Here is a 20,295-nt window from a genome sequence, read left to right as displayed (position 1 = left end):
AGCGAAAAAAGCCGCTGCAAATATATCCTTTGTTACAAGAACGCGCATACACCATAATCAATTATATTTATTCGTACGATAGGGCATGATTTCCTTCTACCATAGCCCAGCCATTTGTTTCGCTTTTTTCAAATACAAATATGTGCATAATATATAAAAATTCCCACAGACTAAAGTTATCTTATTTGGATAAAGAGGGAATACATATGTTTTTTAAATGGTTTAGTAGAAAAAAGAACAGTACAGATACAACAAAGAAGGAACAAATGAAAGGCACGCAACAAACTAAGCAAACGGAGCAACAACCGGAACAGCAACAAGCTCAAGCAAGTAAACAACAGCCGGAACAGCAACAAGCTCAAGCAAGTAAGCAACGGCCGAAACAACATCAAGCTCAAACAAATAAGCAACAGCCGGAACAGCAACAAGCTCAAGCAAACAAGCAACAACCGGAACAGCAACAAGCTCAAGCAAGTAAGCAACAGCCAGAACAGCAACAAGCTCAAGCAAGTAAGCAACAGCCGGAACAGCAACAAGCTCAAGCAAATAAGCAACAGCCAAAACAACAACAAGCTGATACAAACCAGCAACAGCCAAAACAACAACAAGCTGATACAAACCAGCAACAGCCAAAACAACAATATTCCAAGCAAAGTAAAAACGGCATTTTCGATTTTAGTAAGCCAGAGCATGAAGCAGCTCATTCACTGCAAGAACTTCTGCAAAAATTACAAGAATCAAGCGATTTTGTTCGCTATCATACTTCTGAAGACCCAGCTAAGCCTTATTGGATTTCGTATTTTCGTGCGTCAATGGATGGTATGAGATTACAAAATTATTTAATGCCTGCTTTATTACATCATACTGCGCCAACACTAGAAGAAATAAAAGAAATGGTTCCAATAAGCGGCCTTACCATTACAAGTGACGTAAAAAAAATTGAAGAAATGGTCTTAAAAGGGCATGCCATTGTTCAACTGCAGGAGCATGATACTGAATGCCTACTTGCAAACATCGCAATTGAGAAATACAGATTACCCGGTATACCATTAAACGAATCAACAGTTATTGGGCCACAAGAAGGATTTGTAGAGGATATCGATACAAACATTAATCTTGTTCGTAAGCGTTTACCAGTCCTGGAACTAAAAACAAAAGAAATGTTGATTGGGGAATTTTCAAAAACAAAAGTCGTTATGATGTATTTGAGTAATTTAGCAGAAGAAGAAAACATCACATATTTAGAAGATCTCCTGAACAAAATTCAATATGAGCAAATTAATGATAGCTATTATATTCCCCATTTAATGGGCGATACATCTATTTTTCCAACCTTTATTAATACAGAACGCTCTGATCGTGTGAGCAACGGGCTCGTTGACGGAAAAATTGCTATATTTGTCGATGGTTCACCAAATGTTTTATTAGCGCCTGTATCTCTACTGGATTTCTTCATCTCTCCTGAGGATTATAGTGTGTCATGGTTTTATGCAACATTTTCCCGTTTATTACGTTTTTTAGCAGTTACTTTTTCAATTTGTGCAACGCCTCTATATGTAGCGGCGCTTAGTTATCACTACGAATTGATTCCAAGTGATTTGCTGGAGACATTGATTTTATCGCGGGCACAAGTGCCATTTCCACCTTTAATAGAGGCTATTTTTCTAGAGTTAGCCATTGACCTTCTCCGTGAAGCAGGGGCACGTTTACCAATGAAGGTTGGACAAACACTCGGTATTGTAGGCGGTATCGTTATTGGGCAAGCATCTGTACAAGCGGGATTAACAAGTAATATTTTATTGATTATCGTCGCCTTATCTGCGCTTGCATCGTTTATTACACCGATTTATAAAATGGGCAATGCCATTCGTTTACTTCGTTTTCCATTTCTAATACTTGCAGAATTATGGGGACTATTAGGAATTTCGCTAGGATTTATCTTTCTTTTAACGCGACTTTTTCAATTATCCTCACTTCGAAAACCGTACGGGCTTTTTTATCCATTTCGAAAACAGTCGATAAAAGACTCACTCATACGAATGCCCTTATCTAAAATAGATACACGCAATGTTCAAGCAAGACCACAACATGTCGGTCGTTATGTAAAAGAAGTGTTTCAAAAACGTATGACAGATTTTGATGAGTAAGAAACGAGGAGAGCATATGAGTACAGTTAAAACAAACTATAAAGTATCTCCCATTTTTGTTTTTTTCTTAATCCATAGTGCTCAATTCGGTGTTGGTGTTCTTGGATTTGCACGTATTATTGCAAAAGCTGCCGGATATGATGCATGGATGGGTGTGATTATTGCAGGTGCGGGCATTCACATTCTTATGTGGATGCTGTACCGTTTATTAGAAAGTGTAAACGGAAACCTGATTACATTGCATCAAAATATATTTGGAAAATGGATAGGAAATGCCTTCACTCTAATCTTTCTTGTATATTTCTTTCTTGTTAGCATATCCGTTATGCGCACGTACGTAGAAATTGTTCAAGTTTGGATGTTCCCAACAGCAGCTACATGGAAATTAACAATCTTTTTATGCATACTTTGTTATTACATTATCTCGTCTGGCTTTCGAGTTATGACTGGTATTTGTGTTGTTTCTGTTGTCGCTACATGCGGATATATCATGATGTTATTTTTAGCAATGAAATACAGTAACTTTTCAAACCTACTACCTATATTCTCTCATTCTTTTGGGGATATTTTAAAATCAGCTCAAGCATCTGTTTATACAATGATTAGTTTCGAAATTATTTTGATGATATATCCGTTTATCAAAACCCCGGAGAAATCTCATAAATTTGCACAATATGCTGTTTTATTTTCTAACTTTTTATATTTACTAAGTACAATTCTTGCTTTTGCGTTCTTTAGCGAAAAACAATTATCAAAAACAATTTGGTCACAACTATCCATCACACAAGTAATTCGTCTTCCTTTTATTGAGCGTCTAGAATATATTGCTATCTCCGGCTATGCACTCATTGTAATTACAAGTGTTATCCTCCCCTTATGGGGTGCAACAAGGGGATTACATGAACTATTTCGCGTAAAACAAAAATACATATTAATTTCCTTATTATTCGTAACCGTCATTATTTCACAATTTCTAACAGAACGACATGATATTAATAATTTTACTAGTCAGGTCTCAAAAGCAAGTTTTTGGATTGTTTACGTGTACATCCCGGTTTTATTTCTTATAATGTGGGTGAAAAAGAAATGGAAAACATCAAAAAGCAAGTAGTATTCCTTTTTAGTTTATGCTTATTTTTTACAACGGCATGTGTACCTAAAAACATTGTTGATGATCTTAGCCTCATTCAAGGTGCTGTTTTTGATGTCGCCTCAGATACAGACTCAAATAAAAAAAGAGTAAAAGTGACTTACGTTTGTCCTATTCAAAGAAAAGGGAATAAAGTACAAGTGCTTGAAGGGTATGGGAATACAGTCAAACAAATTAAAGTAACAACTTCTTTAGAATCTGGACAACCTCTTGTCAGCGGACAAATGCGCGTTAATCTTTTCACAGAAAAACTAGCTAAAAAAGGACTCTCTAGTATACTTGATACGCTTATTCGCGATGTAACTATCGGTAACTTATTATATGTTGGCATCCTTGAAGGTGGCGGAAATGGAGAAGGGGAAAAACTGCTCTCAGGCAAATATAACACATCTGCCAACGTAGCAATCTACATAAAAAAAATGTTAGAACATAATATGAAAACGGGTGTATTACCAACAGATAATTTACACCTTCAGGCTGCTCGATATTATCGTGAAGGGCAAGATACGTATATGCCTATTTTAAAAAAGAAAAATAAAAGTATTAAAATTACAAGTATGGCTCTTTTCAAAACAGGTAAGTATATAGGCAAAGTAGAAGAAAAAGATATGTTTCTTTTTAAATCGCTGCTCGAGAAAAGTCAGATGGATTCACATGAATTTAAAACAAAATTAGGCTATACGATCATTAACAATATTCGTTCTTCGCCTTCTTATCGTGTATATGTAAAGGGCGGCAAGCCTTCCTTTTTCATTCATGTAAAAATGACAGCTCGCATTCAAGAGCTGTCAAAGCATACTAACCTAGAAAACAAAAAAAATGTAGAAAAAATACGAAAAGACGTTGAAAAGAGCTTAAATGAAGATGGAGTAAAATTAATTAAAAAATTTCAATCTCTTGGTACAGACCCCCTTGCTTTAGGTGCCAGATTTAAACAACACTATAGACATTATAAATTAAAAGAATGGAAAAAAATGTACAAAGATGTTCCTGTGAAAGTAAAGTATGAAGTTGATCTAACAAATTCAGGGGTTATTGAGTAAAATATTTGATCCTCTTTCCTAAAGTTAAATTAGAAAGAGGATCTTTTTTGTAAAAACAGAATTTAGACCTCCCTAACGTAAATCATGTTACAATAAAAATCGGCAAAGAACGAGAAAGGATGAAACAACATGACAAACGAAAAAGGTTTAGATAAAGGATATGAACTTGTTGCGAAAATGCATGAAGTATTCGGTCACCCTGTTGCTGATACTCCAACAAAATTAACAGAAGAGCGTGCAAAAATTCGTGCAAGCTTTATGCAGGAAGAACTAGAAGAGTTCTTAGAAGCAAATACAGTAGAAGATCAATACGATGCATTAATTGACTTAATTTACTTTGCATTTGGAACGTTTGCAGAAATGGGTGTACGTCCTGATAAAGGTTTTGAGATCGTGAACAATGCAAACATGGCAAAATTATTCCCAGACGGTAAACCACGCTTCCGCGAAGGTGACGGCAAGATTTTAAAGCCTGAAGGATGGGAAGCACCGGAACCACAACTTCGTGCGGAAATTGAGCGTCAGCGTCAAGAAGCAAAAAAATAATATATGATTTCCATTTGAAAAGGAGCCATCTGTTAAATGGCTCCTTTTCTCTATTTCTTCTTCGAATCTCCCATCTGAGGTTGCTTTCCTTTCGAAGCATTTGCATCGAAATTAGGCTGTCTTTGGCCAGTATTGTTACTTCTTCCTTTACCCATATGTATACACCCCCTTTTTCTTTATCATTCCCAAATAAAAAAATCTCCTTGCATAGAAGGAGATTTTCTTTAAGGCACTAACGCCCTATTCCATAGTTGTTTAATCTTACATGCCTTGATATGGCGTGACATAAGGATGGCCGTGATGATAACCATGGTGATGAGGATGATAAATAACATGTTGATAGCCATGATGATGATATGGATAATGTGGATGATACCCCACATGATGATATGGATAATGTGGATGATATCCCACATGATGATAGCCATAAGGATATCCTCCATGTGGATATCCTACTTGTGTTGTAGGAACTCCACCCATGCCAGATGGACTAATCATTTGTCGTTGTTCATTATAATTCATTTCGTTCACCTCTTCCTCACAATTTAATGTGTCGATGTTATCATATTGCCAAAAGAGAAATAGGTGTTTGTCTGCACTCAAATTCTGCTCTTCCATCCCGTTCAAAACATAAAAAGAGCACCTAAATAGGTGCTCTTTTCCATTAATTCGCTACGATATTCACAAGTTTTCCAGGAACAACAATTACTTTACGAACTGTCTTCCCTTCAATTTGCTCTTTAATTGCCTCAAGTGCAAGTTGTTCCATTTCTTCTTTTGATGCATCTTTTTTCATTGTTAGCTTCGCACGTACTTTGCCCATGACTTGAACAACGATTTCAACTTCATCTTCTACAAGTTTAGACTCATCAAATGTTGGCCAGCTTACATATGTGATTGTTTCGTTATGTCCAAGCTTGCTCCAAAGCTCTTCCGCTACGTGCGGTGCAACTGGTGCTAACAATTTCACAAAACCTTCTACATATTCTTTTGGAAGTGTTTCTGCTTTATATGCATCATTTACAAACATCATCATTTGAGAAATCGCAGTGTTAAAGCGAAGTTCTGCATAGTCTTCTGTTACTTTCTTCACTGTTTGATGATATGCTTTTTCAAGATTTTTGTTTGCTGCATCTGTAATTTTCTCGCTTAGTTCACCATTATCTTGAACAAGTAGACGCCATACGCGATCTAAGAAACGACGAGCTCCGTCAAGACCATTTTCAGACCAAGCAATAGAAGCATCTAATGGTCCCATAAACATTTCGTATAGACGAAGTGTATCTGCACCGTGGCTTGCTACGATATCATCAGGGTTTACAACGTTACCTTTTGATTTACTCATTTTCTCGTTGTTTTCACCTAGAATCATACCTTGGTTAAATAGTTGTTGGAATGGCTCTTTCGTTGGAACCACACCTACATCGTATAATACTTTATGCCAGAAGCGTGCATATAGTAAGTGAAGTACCGCATGCTCTGCACCGCCGATGTAAATATCGACTGGAAGCCATTGTTTAATTTTTTCTGGATCAGCAAGTGCTTCGCTGTTTTTCGGATCGATATAACGTAGGTAATACCAGCAGCTGCCTGCCCATTGCGGCATTGTGTTTGTCTCGCGGCGACCTTTCTTACCAGTCACTGGATCAACAACATTTACCCACTCATCAATGTTTGCAAGTGGTGATTCACCTGTACCAGATGGACGAATGTTCTCTGTTTTTGGAAGAATTAATGGTAATTCTTCTTCTTTTACAGCTGACATTGTGCCATCTTCCCAATGGATAATTGGAATCGGCTCACCCCAGTAACGTTGACGGCTAAATAACCAGTCACGAAGACGGTATGTTACTTTTTGATTTCCTGCACTTGTTACTTCAAGCCATTCAATCATTTTCGCAATTGCTTCTTCTTTATTTAATCCATCTAGGAATGCAGAGTTAACGTGAGCACCATCACCTGTATGTGCTTCTTTCGTAATGTCTCCGCCTTCTACAACTTCTTTCATTGGAAGCCCGAATGTTTGCGCAAACTCGTAATCACGCTCATCGTGTGCTGGAACTGCCATTACTGCACCTGTTCCGTAGCTAGCAAGCACATAGTCAGCGATCCAGATTGGTAATTTCTCACCGTTTACTGGGTTAATCGCATAAGCACCTGTGAATACGCCTGTTTTTTCTTTCGCAAGCTCTGTACGCTCTAAATCACTTTTCGCTTTTACAGAATCAATGTACGCTTCCACTGCTTCTTTTTGATCCGCAGTTGTAATTTCTGCAACAAGCGCATGCTCTGGAGCAAGTACACAGTAAGTTGCACCAAATAGTGTATCAGGACGCGTTGTAAACACTGTAAACTTCTCATCTGTACCGTCGATGTTGAAGTGTACTTCTGCACCTTCAGAACGGCCGATCCAGTTGCGCTGCATATCTTTTAAGCTTTCTGGCCAATCAAGTTCATTTAAGTCTTCAAGTAAACGATCTGCATAAGCTGTAATCTTAAGCATCCATTGTCTCATCGGACGACGTTCAACAGGATGTCCGCCGCGCTCACTCACACCATCAATTACTTCTTCGTTCGCAAGTACAGTACCAAGTGCCGGGCACCAGTTTACTGGTACTTCATCCACGTAAGCTAAGCCTTTTTCAAATAATTTTAGGAAGATCCATTGTGTCCATTTGTAATAGCCTGGATCTGTCGTATTTACTTCACGATCCCAATCATAAGAGAAACCTAATGATTTAATTTGGTTGCGGAACGTGTTAATGTTTTTCTCTGTAAATTCAGCTGGGCTGTTTCCAGTATCAAGTGCGTATTGCTCTGCTGGAAGACCGAACGCATCCCATCCCATTGGATGAAGTACGTTATAGCCTTGCATACGTTTCATACGAGATAAAATGTCCGTTGCTGTATATCCTTCTGGATGTCCTACGTGCAGTCCTGCACCTGATGGATATGGGAACATATCTAGTGCGTAAAATTTCGGTTTATCTGTTTCATCTGGCGTACGGAATGTTTTATTCTCTTCCCAATACGCTTGCCACTTCTTCTCAATTTCTTGATGATTGAAGCTCATTAAACACCCTCCATTCAAATTCTATATATTTTCACCGCCAAAAATACAAAAAACCCCTCATCCCAGAAAAGGGACGAGAGGTTATATTCCCGCGGTACCACCCTAAATTAATGTCATACATACATTCGCTTAGATCCGTAACGTGGATAGACGGCAAATCGCTACTTTCTTTCACGACCGCAACTCCAAGGCGAGTTCATAACGAAACATGGATTGACTTGCACCGACCGTCAACTCTCTAAACCAGCTTCTATTACTACTACTCCTTATCACTGTTATTACATATGAGTTATTTAAAATATATTCTAAAACAAGTTACATGTTCCGTCAAACTAAACTGCAATTTTTTCTTCTACTGTTTCTTCAACCCGTACTCTCTTATCATAAATACTCGTTGCGATAAGTGCTACTACAAGCATTACCATTATCGCTATGAACAATACTTCCATATTATATATATCAACGATTGCTCCACCGACAACTGGTCCAAACATTTTACCAACAGTTGCTGCACTATTTACAACACCTTGATAAAAACCGAGCTTATCATTTGGCGCAAGGATATTCGCAATCGTTGGAATAGCTGGCCAAACAAATAATTCACCAATTGTTAATGTCACCATTGCGACAAGGAACATTGTAAATTGCTGCGCTTGACTCAGTATAATGAAGGATACTGCGAAAATACCAATCCCGATCATAATCTGTTGTTTTAAAGAACGCTTCATCGCTCGAATAATCATACTTATTAATGGCTGGGCACAAACAATCATCGCCCCATTTATCGTCCATAATAAACTATACTGACGAAGACTAATATTCAACTCCTGTATATACGTTGCAATCGCTCCTTGCCACTGTACATATGTAACCCAGCATAAAGCATATGCTACACATACAATAAGAAGCGCCTTAAATCCCGGTGTAAGTGACCAACCTTTTTTCGTTTTTTCTTTTCCTTCTACACGTTTATCTTTCTTATCTTCCATACCACGGAACCCAATAAACGCAATTAAAAAGAAGACAAAATATAAAACAAAATTTGCTAAGAAAATATAATCAAAACGATAAGAAGCAACTAAACCACCGCAAGCTGTTCCAATCGCAATTCCAACGTTTTGCCCTACATACATCGCATTAAATGCTCTTCGTCCGCCTTCTGGCCAAACCGTTCCGACCATCGCATACATCGACGGGAAGACCATTCCAGAACCAAATCCAATTAACGCAAGCCAAACAACATAAAATGGCCAACCGTGGAAGAATACCAGTCCTAAAATCGCGAATAGTGTAATAACAATACCAACTAAAATGGACTTATATCCGCCCCATTTATCAAATAAAACACCGCCGAGTAAATTACCAATTACTCCTGTTAAAGAGTTAATCATTAATACCATTCCAGCTACAGATAATGACTTCCCTAAATGATCATGTAAATAAATCGTATTAAAAGGCCATAAAAAAGAAGCACCCGTGACGTTAATAATCATCCCGGCTACTAATAGCCATACTTTCCTTGGCATACCCCTTCCCTCCTATTCTATTATTTTTTCGATCTTCAATAACAGTAAAATTGTAGTCGTTTTTGAATAGGAAGGCAAATGATTAATAGTTGGTGAAATTCTGATAATGAGATGTAAACTATATAAACACAAATTAAAAAATCGATATAAAAACCTCTTTTTTTTAAGCAGGCGAGAGCATCTGGCCACGCATAGAAACGGTCAGGGGCTTTTCCTGCCACGTGCAAGGTTTAAAACAAAAGGAGGATACAAGTAGCGGTCATGGTGTATTCTGCACGGCAGTGACTTATATGTCGAAAAATTAAAATGAATATATATAAAACCCACATCTACATAAAGAGGTGGGTTTTAGTTCACGCTTTACAGCATTGGGAGAATACACTGAAGTTTTATCCCCCTTATAAATCACGTGATTTAAATGTACGAATCGCTATAAAAATAGCTGCTAACACATATAAAACAGCATAAACAATCATCATATTACTCGGTGTCGAAACACTCCCGAACACTCCTTGTGAGGCTATTGATAAAGGATTGTCTGATGAATCAAATAAATAGATTGTCATTTTACGATACATTGTATCAATTGGGAATAAAAGGCTTGCAATTATGCCCATGTTTACAAGTGCTGTTTTTTGTGCCAATGTACCGATTTGCTCAACAAATCCGCCAATAAACCCAGTTCCGTACAAAATAATTAACACAATGCCAGCATTTAATGTCGCCATACGTGTGCTTAGTAATATCGCGATGCTAATTAAAATAACGGGCTGTATTAAAAAAAGAGCCAATGCTTTTATAATCTGCGTCGCCGTGAAATCTAAATGAAACGTATTCCCTCCCATTGTTTGATGAATAAGCACGATACTTATAAATAGAAAGGCTGCGTACGCAATCAGTAAGCAACATAAGCCGATCCATTTTCCCATTAAAAAGGAAAAGCGCGAAATCGGTCTCGTCAACCATGTATCAATTTGATGACTTTCAATTTCATTGGCAATGCTGCCAACACTACTTAAAATAGCTAGCAACGCTGTGATAAACGAAGAAAAGTATAACCCCACCCCAAGAAGTTGTGTAGAAAAGAAACTCTTGCTCATAAAATCTTGAGCTGTCGAAAGACCACTAGATTCTCCTGGAATGATTTCACTGACGGCGTAATGAATGGCCACTCCATAAAATATTAAAAAGGCAAAAGTCATACATAATGTAATGGTAAAAATACGCTTTAAAAGGATTTCTTTAAATGATAACTTGGCGATTGTCCACATGCTGCGTCCCCTCTTTCTTATTCACCCAGTACATAAACACATCTTCCAAATGCGGGTGAACCGGATTTAGCTGATACACAGGAATATGTAGTGATACAAATGCTTCTAACAATCTAGGAATGTCGTCTTCTTGTTGCAGCGTGATAATCCAACGTTTACGATTTTGCTGTTCTTCTATCTTCCTTACATTTTTAATAAACGGAGGCAGTTGTTTAAAAAACAATTCGCTCTTTTCGCCAAGTGTTATTTCAACTTCTGTTTGAATCATCATTAATGAGCGCCAATCTCCTTGTACAATTAGCTCTCCCTTATTAATAATCGCCACGTGATCACATAGATGTTCAATTTCATTTAATAGATGGCTATTTAAAAATACTGTCTTCCCTTGGTCCCGAAGCTCTTCCATTAAATGACGCACTTCTTTTCGCCCGATTGGATCAAGCGCGGATGTTGGCTCATCTAAAAAAATCAATTCCGGATCAGAAAGCAGGGCACAGGCCAGTCCAATACGCTGCTGCATTCCTTTTGAATAACCGCGAATTTTTTCTTTCTCCCTTCCCTTTAGACCTACTTTTTCAATAACCTCATTCATTTTTGCTTTCCGCTCTCGAAAAGGCAGATCGCATAATTTCGCATGCGTTTCAAGTAACTGCCAACCAGTCAGCCAATCAGGATAGCGAAACAGTTCAGGTAAATAGCCAATGCGCCGTTTTGATTCAATTGTCCCAATCGGCTGTCCTAGCATTTGCGCTGTTCCAGAATCCGCATGAATCAATCCAAGCATCGTTCGCACAAACGTACTTTTCCCTGCACCGTTAGGACCTATAAACCCGAATACAGTACCGCGCGGAACGTCTAATGAAATGTTGCGGATACCGCCTTTTCCGTTATATTGTTTTGTTAAATTCTTTGTTTGTATAATCCAGTCTTCGTTCATGTTTTACCTCCGCCTTATACAGGAACAGAGCCGCCCCTTTTTGCGGAGCCGCTCTTGTTCAATCATTATTTTAATTCATTTGCAAGTTTAATAAGATCACTTGCATTCATATCTTTTCCTTGCTCTTTATGTTGCTCGATCATATGCAATTTCCCATCTTTCTCCCAAATAAGCACGTTTTCATATTCAGCACTATATAAAACGGCCTTTACTCCTTGAACCTTTGTCTCTGATACTTTTGCATCTTTTGCTACATAAGGAATTGGCAATGTATGTGTCCAATCTTGAATACCTGCAAGTTGTGTTTTCACATTCCCAGGAATAATCGGAAGCTCTAAAACTGTTTTTTGTAATTTCGCAACATCTACACCTTCTGGAACAGAAATTTTTGGCGCATCAATCACATTATAAGAAAAAACGCTTGATGTTCGATTGCCCTCAGCTTCTATTTGTGTACGTACTGATTCCGGAACTGTGATTGAAAACTGCTTGCCATTCAAAGTACTTTCAAACTGAGTATTACTTTGTAGTTGTTTTAACAATTTATTTGCTTTTTCTGTATCAAGTTCAAACTGCATAATAAATGACGGATTCGCATCCACACTCGTTACACGGTACCCATTTGGCACTTTTGGAACAACATATCCAGCTTCTCTTGCTTGCTGTTCCGACTGAAAATGAGCATCTTTTTTGCTTCCATTATCTTTGATTCCTATTTTCCCAATTCCTTTAATGGACTTCTCTCCTTCTTCCGTTTTAGAGATCCATCCTTCAATTTCACGTAAGTCCGAATCAGTAAGTTGAACGAGTTGCACATCCTTTACTCGAAAAATCGATAACAAGTTACTTGCTCCTGCCCGTACTTCTGGAACTGTTAAAGACACACACACAATTGCCGCAGCCGCTGTTGCAGCAATCCAACGTTTAGATGATTTCTTCATATTCTCCCATCTTCCCTTCTTTTTAATTTCCTCACTGTTTGTTTCTTCCGTTTTATGAATTTGTATATTTTGTTCAAAGGTTTCCCAAGCTTTATCAACATCGATATCAATATCTTGACTAAAGTTTGCGAACTCATCATCCAATATCACTTGTTCCCATTGATTAAGTTTGCTCATTTCTTCTAACGTCTTTTGACATGCTTTACATTGGTCAAGATGCTGAATATATCGCTTTCTTTCATCGCGGTTTAATTCTCCATCTAAATATGCCTGAATAAATCCAATATCTTGGCATTTCATTTGTCACTCCTCCTTTACCCCTCTATACATCTTCCGAAATTTTGCCTTTGCTCTTGCTAGCATTGTTCCAACCGAGGAAACTTCCATATGAGTTGCCTCCGCTATTTCTTTATATTGAAATCCCGAAAACTTCATTAATAAGAGGGTACGTTCACGCTCATCCATTTCTTTTAATGTACTTTGTACACAAGTAATTTCTTCTTTTTGAATACATTGTTCTTCCGATGACAGACAGCTAATTGACTGTTTATTATTGGCTTCTTTTTCGATTCTTGCTTGATGCCTTTTTTCAGATCGCAAATAGTTATATGCTGCATAAATGGATGCTTTTGCAAGCCATGCTGATAAACTTTCAATCTGTTTCCATTCTGTATGATATAATTGCAAAAATACTTCTTGCGCTAAATCTTCAGCAATTACTTGATCTCGCACAATCCGCATAATTTGTCTAACAACGTGAGCATAATATTGTTTAAATACATCTTGAAACTGTATATGTGAAACTGAATCTTGTTCATATATATTTAGCAATGAAGCTTTCACCTCCACTCGTTTCTTCCTCCTTATTAGCCGCTTTCACTATAAAGAAACCATAAATTAACTATTTGTGACAGAAAAATAAAAAATATTTTCTTGTAATCGTTTAATCTTGTATTGAAACCAGCTTTAATCCCTTACCCTCTAAGAGATTTTATTGGGAGGCACGTACAAAGCATAAATCTATAAAGTGAAAATTTCATCAGTATTTTTTCATTACCACTAATAGAAAGTCCGCTTTTGGTAGTTAGGCGAGAGCACCTAGCCACACATGGAATTTATCCATAAAATGGTATACAATACATATAACCATTTTTAAGGGAGAAGCAAATGGATACAAAAAAAGCACAAAAAGAAATTAAGAAAACGAAAAGAAAAGTAGTAATTGTATTACTTTCTATGTTTATCATTGGAGCAAGTTCTGTATATTGGAAGTTTTTTAGTTTACAAGGTGTTCCAAAAGGTGAATTGATTCAGGAGGTGAAATCTCCAAATGGTACATATACGTTAAATGCCTATATTACAAATGGTGGAGCAACTACAAGCTTTGCCGTGAGAGGTGAACTTATTTTTAACAAACGTAAGATATTTAAAACAAAAAATATTTATTGGAATTACAAAGAAGACCAAGCCAATATTGAATGGAAAGGTGAAGATACTGTTATTATCAATGGCCATACGTTACACGTACCAGATGAAACATATGACTTTAGAAAAGATTAGAAATATACTTCATTTTTACCTTTGATAGCTATAAAGATGAAAGGGTGGACAAAAGCGTCCAGTGAAGGGGAAATGACTATATTTACAAAAGGGGATCGAACTGTGAGTGTCATACATCCTCCTGGTGAAAATGCTTTTTATCTTTACGAAGTCAAATAGTAACTGTACTATGAAAAAAGCTAAGGTAACATTCATGCATTTTATTGAATGCTCCCTAGCTTTTTATAGAACCACTTCATATAACTTTGTTATTAACAAAGTTATAACACTATATCCCCTTCTACAATCTTTAAAAATCGGTTATTCCAAATGTTCTCATGATGTTTAATAATGGTTTGCGCTTCTAATACTGTACTCGTTATCGTACTGTGTGTATTTTTATAAAGAATGTTATTTTGATAACCTAAGCTATACGCAGCTCGAATTGTAGTATCTAAACAAAATTCAGTTTGCGCTCCCGCAAAAATAATTTGTTCAATTTCTTTCTCTTTTAAGTAGTTTAATAGTTCTGTTTGATAGAATGAATCCCATTTCATTTTTTGAATAACTTTATCTGAAGAAGTTTTCACTAGCCCCTTATGTAATTGCCAGCCATCTTTCCCTTCAAACATTTCATTTGTTTCCTCTGTGCTCGTATGTTGAATGAAGATAACCGGGATATTTTTCTCATGAGCTTTTGTGATTAATTCGTTTATATTTGCAACTACATGTTCCTTGTCGTACAAAAAATTTTGCGGTTCATTAAAAAAGATTTCTTGCATGTCAATAACAACTAAAGCTTGCTTCATTATCGTTTCACATCCTATTGGTTTCTTTTTCATTATAGCACGGCACTATCAAGCTAAGTTTCGACAGCTAAAAACCGTTGCTCCTTTTACCCATTCTGTATATCAAATCATTATTTTTTCCATACCAAATAACCTCTTGTAATTATGTTTGAAAAAGTAAACTATCTGTCCCCGACTGAGTATCGAGAACAGATAGCCTTTTTGTTTTTCATGAATGTATTTCTTTTAAAATTTTAGATATATTAGTCGTGAACAATATGTAATTTTGTTTTTTCGTTTTAATTAAAATCCGATTCGTTGTACCATATGGTGCACCTATTCGAATTGCATCAGCTTTTTCGCCACCGTAAGTATCATCTTCGGTAATTTCAATAATTTCTTCCAATGGAATATTGACCGTTGCAAGCTGCCACTTAATAATTAATTCTTTTTCTGTTTTTTTCACATCAATCCCTACCGTAAACATATTATCAGAACCTTCCTATAATTTCTTTTCAATTTCATTATAAAGAGAATTCCTTTATTTATTATTACATGTTTTTATTTCCAATAGTTGTACAATGGAAAAATCCAATTACCTTTAACATGGAAATTGCTCATACAGAATTAATAATTAGAATAATAGAAATGAATATAGGAGCAGCATTTATGCGTTATAACATAAAAAATACCGAGCATCCTATGCTCGGTATTTTCCAAATCCTATTCTTCTTTCGGCAAAACAATCCCTTTATACAATTGAACGGTAATGAAATAATAAATCGCGTAAATGACTACGAAAATGACAATTGGAAGCCAAATCCGGAAGTACGGATCAAGTAAAATAAAACCGAACATTTTCATCCCAATTAACACGTGTACAATTCCTACAATTGCCGGGAATAAGAACACTAAGAATAACTCTTTATAAATGGACTTCGTTAATAGCTCACGGCGCACGCCGATTTTACGAAGCATGTTATAACGTGTAATATCTTTTGATGCACCAGAAAGGATCTTAAACATTAAACAACTTGCCATCATTGCTAAGAACGCAATACCCAGGAAGAAGCCCATAAATACGGTTCCGCTCGCAATACTGTAAAACCCTGTATACATCGCATATTTCGTTGCTAAATCATCAGCTTTTACATCTTTATATTTCGCTAACTCTAATTCATCAAGTTTTTTCCATTCATCTTTATGTGCTATAAAATCATCTGTTTTTCCAATAAAGGAAATTCCTTCTTTTCCTTGTACTTCATTGTACATCTTTTGATCAACAATTTTCATAGTGTGGTCACGGTATAGGTAGAATGGCTGAATATTTCTTAAAGCCTCGTCCCATTCTTCTGGAATTGCCACTACTTGTTCTGCTTTTTCTTGACCATAGCTAGAAATAGCACCTACAGGAAGCTCTCCTGAAACGCGTTTAAATTTACCAAAGCTTTCTTTCCCTTTACCTTCATGTACTAACGGGGGATTTTTTTCTAAATCCTCTTTTAAATAGTAAACAAATTTATCATCAACTTTATATCGATATTCGTTTTTCTCATTGAATGTAATACCGTCTAAAATTTTCTTCTCTTCTGCTGTTGGATTATGAATGGCTGTATCATAAATCGCAAAACCATCTACAGTAAGCATAACGTTATTTTTAAAAGCCATACCGCCGGAAATGGCACCCGCACCAAGTGCTACTAACATCGCTACTGTTGCCAGTACTCTCGTTAAGCTGTTAATACGGAAGTTTAGCTGTGCAAATGTAAAGGCGTTAAGCCCTTTTTCGCTTCGTTTTTTATTACTTTTCAGCTTTTTAATAATAAGCGGAAGAACAGAAGCAAATAACATATACGTTCCTGATGTTATTGTAATGAGCGCAATGATGATACCAAATTGTTGTAACTTGTCCATATAAATCATAGAAGCATAGCCGATTGCTAATAAAATAATCGCAAGAAATGCTACGATACCAGTCATTTTTCCTTTTACAGCAACGCGCTCTGTTTGCGCATCTGCATGCACAAGCTGCAATACTGAAATACGTGATAGTTTAATACTATTCATAATTGCTGATAACACAAATAATGCAAAGAAGAAAATACCCGTAACAGTCATCGATGGAACATAAAATCCATGATAACCACCTGCAGTAAACTCAAGCTGCTTCATAAGCAGATGCCCAACTCCTTGCGCCAGCCCGACACCGACTGCAATCCCGATCACAAGAGACGCTGCTCCTATTACAATTGTTTCTATAAACATAAGCAATGTAATCTTATGTTTTTTTGCTCCTAACATCATATACATCCCGAACTCTTTTTGGCGAAGAGATAATAAGAAAGAGTTTGCATATAAAATATAGAAGAACGTTATAATGGCTAATAAAAATGAACCAGCTTGAAAGACAAACCCAATCGCTGCAATAACAGAGTTCGATTCAAGAAACGCTTTATTCATTGCAAGCGTTTGAAACATATAAAAAATAGAAATAGACATAACAAGACCAACAAGTAAGACGATATAGTCTTTTAACTTACTTTTCAGTCCTGACATAGAAAGCTTAAATAACATGCTTGAACCTCCTTTCTTACGCTTTTTGTGTGCCTAAATCAGCAAGCACATCTAAAATTTCTTTATAAAATTCTTCACGTGTACCCTTGCGATGAATTTCTTTATATAACTCTCCGTCTTGAATAAATAAAATACGTCGGCAATAACTTGCACTATACGGATCATGTGTAACCATCATGATCGAAACACCTTGTTCTTCATTTAAGTTTGTCATCGCATCTAAAAGGCTTGTTGCGTTTTTCGAATCAAGCGCTCCTGTTGGCTCATCCCCTAAAATAATTGCTGGTTCATGTACAAGCGCACGCGCTGCTGCTGAACGCTGTTTTTGCCCACCCGAAACTTCTGAAGGGTATTTTTGAAGAATTGCTGAAATCCCTAACATCTCCGCTACTTTTTCTACTTTTGGGCCAATCTTTTTAGAAGAAACGCCTTGCAGAGAAAGCGGCAGGGCAATATTTTCATAGATTGATAGATTCTCTAGTAAATTAAAGTCTTGGAAAATGAATCCTAGTTTTTGTGAGCGGAAATCAGATAGTTCCCCTTGCTTCATTTTCGTAATATCCGTACCTGCAATTTCAACAATGCCATCCGTCGCTTTATCTAACGTTGAAATGACATTTAATAAAGTGGTTTTACCAGAACCAGATGGTCCCATAATCCCAACAAATTCCCCCTCTTGAATGGAGAATGATACGCCTTTTAATGCATGTGATTGGCTTTCACCTTTTTTACCGTATACTTTTTGAACATTTTTTACGTCTACAACTGGTGCTTTCATATATACCCTCCTGTACTTTGTTTTCCTGTTCCTATTTTGCTCTTTTTGGACACCCTCTGCCATTGATTAAACTTACATTTAACTTACATTTTTGTAAGATATAAAAACGACTCCATATGTTACATGTAAACACGTAGCATATGGAGCCGCTTGTTATTTTAAAATATATATTTTCACTTCACGTAATAAGGTCACATTACAACTGTGTGATCTTTCCAACGCTCGCACTTGGATCTACACGTAATGTACCGCTATATTTAACCTCATCTACATTGCAGTCTGGACCGATTTTTATATGACGACCAGACACAATTGATACATCTGTTTTACTTAAAGTGATGTCGTTCCCTTTTATCGTTTTACAAGCAATTCTTTTCTTTATGCCTGGGATAAAACTTGTAAGAGATATAAATTTACGAGATGGCGCTAATGTGATTATATCCCCTTCAACATTTTGCAATTCACTAGGTGCTATAAATTCTATTTCAATCTTTTTTGCTTGCAAATTTCCATTTACTCGAACAGCCCCTTGCACTGTAAGTGTTTCAGCACATACATCTTCCTTTATCGATAAAGTACCCGATGAGTGTATATGTTTTGCCTGTATTTTTCCTAATTTACAACTACCGGTGTTTTTTATTTCGTTAATTTGAGATTCCCCTTCAATCTTGCATGTACCAGAATTACTAAAACTTTCAGCAATTAAGCTTCCCCGAATTGTGCAGTCCCCGATTATACTAAATTCATTAGCTTGTACATCCTTTTGAAAAGATGCAACACCTTTCACACGGACACTTTCGGCAATAACTGGTTGTGAAAAAGATTTACTTCCAAATACATTGAGTTTCTCCTGTACATTATTAGTTCTTGTCTCTATAGTATTTTTCATCTCTATTTCCTTCCCTTTATTTTCTCCGTCGTGTTGTATAAAAACTCAAGAATGTCAATATATCTCTCCAAACTAAATATACCACATATTACCATGCGGAATATAAAAAAGCTGAGCTCATGTAAGCTCAGCTTTTTTCATTTTATCCTTTTAAAATAAAAGCCACTCTAACAATGATATGCTCTCCTTACGAGAGCTTTGTTTTTTCTGTGTATGAGCTGCAATACAAAAAGGCAGCTGAGATCAGCCGCCCTTTTGTTCAAATTCATCTTATTTGTTAGCATCAATTTCTTGTTGTAATTTCTGATTAGAATTTTGTAATTGTTGATCAAATTTTTCTAATGCAGCATTAATAGCTGTTTTGTCTTTCTTTTGAACAGCTGCTTTCAATTCTTTTTGAATACCACGTTCGCCTTGTTCTTTACCTTTATCATGATCTTTATCTTCGTGTTTTCCAAATATCGCTTCTAATTGCTTATGCGCTTGTTCTTTTGTTAATTTCCCATCTTTTACTTGTTGTTTAATAGAATCAATTTCTTGTTTATGAGCTTCGTAAAAAGCTTTTCGTTGTGCCTTCTCTTGTGCCTCTTGTTTTTGGAAACCAGCTGTTTTGTGCAATTGTTGCTCTAAGTTTTTATGTGTTGCTAAATCTTGTGTAAGTTTAGTTTTCAAATCAGAAGAAGCGTATTGATTAATGATATTCGTAAGCTCCTTCTCATGGTTACCTTTATGGTGATGTTCCGCTGTTTCATGTGTAGCTGATTTGTTAGATGTATTGGAATGATTCATCACTGCACTTCCAGATGCTGGAGTCAATATTGTCGCTGCTAAAATAGGTGCAATCAAACTTGATCTTAGTTTCATTTGAAGTTCCTCCTAAAATACGTAATGGCGTTACAAGTGGAATTATCGGACATGTTCCTTAACTTTTAAAAAGTACAAAAAAATAATAGGGGTCCTGACACAATACAAGATGCAATAAAGTGAAACTTCCATCAATGGGGGTTACTTCATCCTCCACTGATGGTTAGCCCGCCCAATTAGGCACATGCTCGCAGTTATTCCTCACCTATCTTCTTCGCTTTTCTCTCAA

18 protein-coding genes and 1 other annotated feature are annotated in these 20,295 nt (G+C 36.6%); of the genes, 5 read left to right on the top strand and 13 right to left on the bottom strand.

The features are described from left to right. Positions 1 to 206 precede the first annotated feature (206 nt). The 4 genes from ACTDJC_RS00225 (at position 207) to ACTDJC_RS00210 (ending at position 4,886) form a co-directional block, all read left to right on the top strand. The gene (locus ACTDJC_RS00225) at positions 207 to 2,147 is read left to right on the top strand and encodes a spore germination protein (protein ID WP_440602376.1); all 1,941 of its coding nucleotides are present in this window, start codon (positions 207 to 209) and stop codon (positions 2,145 to 2,147) included. 16 nt (positions 2,148 to 2,163) lie between these two features. Then, the gene (locus tag ACTDJC_RS00220) at positions 2,164 to 3,258 is read left to right on the top strand and encodes a GerAB/ArcD/ProY family transporter (RefSeq protein ID WP_440602375.1); all 1,095 of its coding nucleotides are present in this window, start codon (positions 2,164 to 2,166) and stop codon (positions 3,256 to 3,258) included. Next, positions 3,234 to 4,340 carry a Ger(x)C family spore germination protein gene (locus tag ACTDJC_RS00215; RefSeq protein WP_440602374.1) on the top strand — a complete coding sequence of 369 codons (1,107 nt, stop codon included), beginning with the start codon at positions 3,234 to 3,236 and terminating at the stop codon, positions 4,338 to 4,340. The genes ACTDJC_RS00220 and ACTDJC_RS00215 overlap by 25 nt, the downstream gene beginning before the upstream one ends. Before the next feature lie 129 nt (positions 4,341 to 4,469). Then, entirely contained in the window at positions 4,470 to 4,886 is a 417-nt protein-coding gene (locus tag ACTDJC_RS00210; RefSeq protein ID WP_253630643.1) for an HAD family hydrolase, read from the top strand. 261 nt (positions 4,887 to 5,147) lie between these two features. Here ACTDJC_RS00210 and ACTDJC_RS00205 read toward each other — a convergent pair whose 3' ends face one another. From ACTDJC_RS00205 to ACTDJC_RS00175, 7 genes are all read right to left on the bottom strand, one after another. Continuing rightward, on the bottom strand, positions 5,148 to 5,408 hold the full coding sequence (locus tag ACTDJC_RS00205) for a hypothetical protein (RefSeq protein WP_440602373.1): 261 nt from the start codon (positions 5,406 to 5,408) through the stop codon (positions 5,148 to 5,150). Between the two features lie 142 nt (positions 5,409 to 5,550). Beyond that, positions 5,551 to 7,959, bottom strand: coding sequence for a leucine--tRNA ligase (gene leuS / locus ACTDJC_RS00200; RefSeq protein ID WP_440602372.1), 2,409 nt, complete (start codon positions 7,957 to 7,959; stop codon positions 5,551 to 5,553). A 66-nt stretch (positions 7,960 to 8,025) separates the two neighbouring features. Continuing rightward, positions 8,026 to 8,241: a binding site (T-box leader), on the bottom strand. Between the two features lie 50 nt (positions 8,242 to 8,291). Beyond that, positions 8,292 to 9,485: an MDR family MFS transporter gene (locus ACTDJC_RS00195; protein ID WP_440602371.1), complete on the bottom strand. Its 1,194-nt coding sequence runs from the start codon at positions 9,483 to 9,485 to the stop codon at positions 8,292 to 8,294. Positions 9,486 to 9,883: 398 nt separating this feature from the next. Beyond that, positions 9,884 to 10,756, bottom strand: coding sequence for an ABC transporter permease subunit (locus ACTDJC_RS00190; protein ID WP_440602370.1), 873 nt, complete (start codon positions 10,754 to 10,756; stop codon positions 9,884 to 9,886). Continuing rightward, positions 10,728 to 11,693 (bottom strand): ABC transporter ATP-binding protein, encoded by a 966-nt coding sequence (locus ACTDJC_RS00185; protein ID WP_440602369.1) that lies wholly within the window; start codon positions 11,691 to 11,693, stop codon positions 10,728 to 10,730. The genes ACTDJC_RS00190 and ACTDJC_RS00185 overlap by 29 nt, the downstream gene beginning before the upstream one ends. Positions 11,694 to 11,758: 65 nt before the next feature. Beyond that, positions 11,759 to 12,934: an anti-sigma factor family protein gene (locus ACTDJC_RS00180; protein ID WP_440602368.1), complete on the bottom strand. Its 1,176-nt coding sequence runs from the start codon at positions 12,932 to 12,934 to the stop codon at positions 11,759 to 11,761. Between the two features lie 3 nt (positions 12,935 to 12,937). After that, positions 12,938 to 13,483 (bottom strand): RNA polymerase sigma factor SigX, encoded by a 546-nt coding sequence (locus ACTDJC_RS00175; protein ID WP_440602367.1) that lies wholly within the window; start codon positions 13,481 to 13,483, stop codon positions 12,938 to 12,940. A 318-nt stretch (positions 13,484 to 13,801) separates the two neighbouring features. Between ACTDJC_RS00175 and ACTDJC_RS00170 the strand changes: the two genes are divergently transcribed. Then, positions 13,802 to 14,194 (top strand): DUF5412 domain-containing protein, encoded by a 393-nt coding sequence (locus tag ACTDJC_RS00170; RefSeq protein ID WP_440602366.1) that lies wholly within the window; start codon positions 13,802 to 13,804, stop codon positions 14,192 to 14,194. A 260-nt stretch (positions 14,195 to 14,454) separates the two neighbouring features. Here ACTDJC_RS00170 and ACTDJC_RS00165 read toward each other — a convergent pair whose 3' ends face one another. From ACTDJC_RS00165 to ACTDJC_RS00140, 6 genes are all read right to left on the bottom strand, one after another. Beyond that, positions 14,455 to 14,982: an isochorismatase family protein gene (locus tag ACTDJC_RS00165; RefSeq protein WP_440602365.1), complete on the bottom strand. Its 528-nt coding sequence runs from the start codon at positions 14,980 to 14,982 to the stop codon at positions 14,455 to 14,457. Between the two features lie 208 nt (positions 14,983 to 15,190). Then, entirely contained in the window at positions 15,191 to 15,448 is a 258-nt protein-coding gene (locus ACTDJC_RS00160) for a SunI/YnzG family protein (RefSeq protein ID WP_098306659.1), read from the bottom strand. A gap of 236 nt (positions 15,449 to 15,684) precedes the next feature. After that, positions 15,685 to 17,535: an FtsX-like permease family protein gene (locus ACTDJC_RS00155; protein WP_440602364.1), complete on the bottom strand. Its 1,851-nt coding sequence runs from the start codon at positions 17,533 to 17,535 to the stop codon at positions 15,685 to 15,687. Between the two features lie 16 nt (positions 17,536 to 17,551). Further along, a complete protein-coding gene (locus ACTDJC_RS00150) occupies positions 17,552 to 18,313 on the bottom strand; it encodes an ABC transporter ATP-binding protein (protein WP_440602363.1) in 762 nt (253 codons plus the stop codon). A gap of 196 nt (positions 18,314 to 18,509) precedes the next feature. After that, complete coding sequence (locus ACTDJC_RS00145; RefSeq protein ID WP_440602362.1) at positions 18,510 to 19,202, bottom strand: hypothetical protein; 693 nt, start codon at positions 19,200 to 19,202, stop codon at positions 18,510 to 18,512. A gap of 270 nt (positions 19,203 to 19,472) precedes the next feature. After that, the gene (locus tag ACTDJC_RS00140; protein ID WP_440602361.1) at positions 19,473 to 20,066 is read right to left on the bottom strand and encodes a hypothetical protein; all 594 of its coding nucleotides are present in this window, start codon (positions 20,064 to 20,066) and stop codon (positions 19,473 to 19,475) included. Between the last annotated feature and the right edge of the window lie 229 nt (positions 20,067 to 20,295).

The organism is Bacillus sp. GB_SG_008, from assembly GCF_052038115.1.
Lineage (GTDB): Bacteria > Bacillota > Bacilli > Bacillales > Bacillaceae_G > Bacillus_A > Bacillus_A rhizoplanae.
This window is presented reverse-complemented; position numbering and strand designations above follow the sequence as displayed.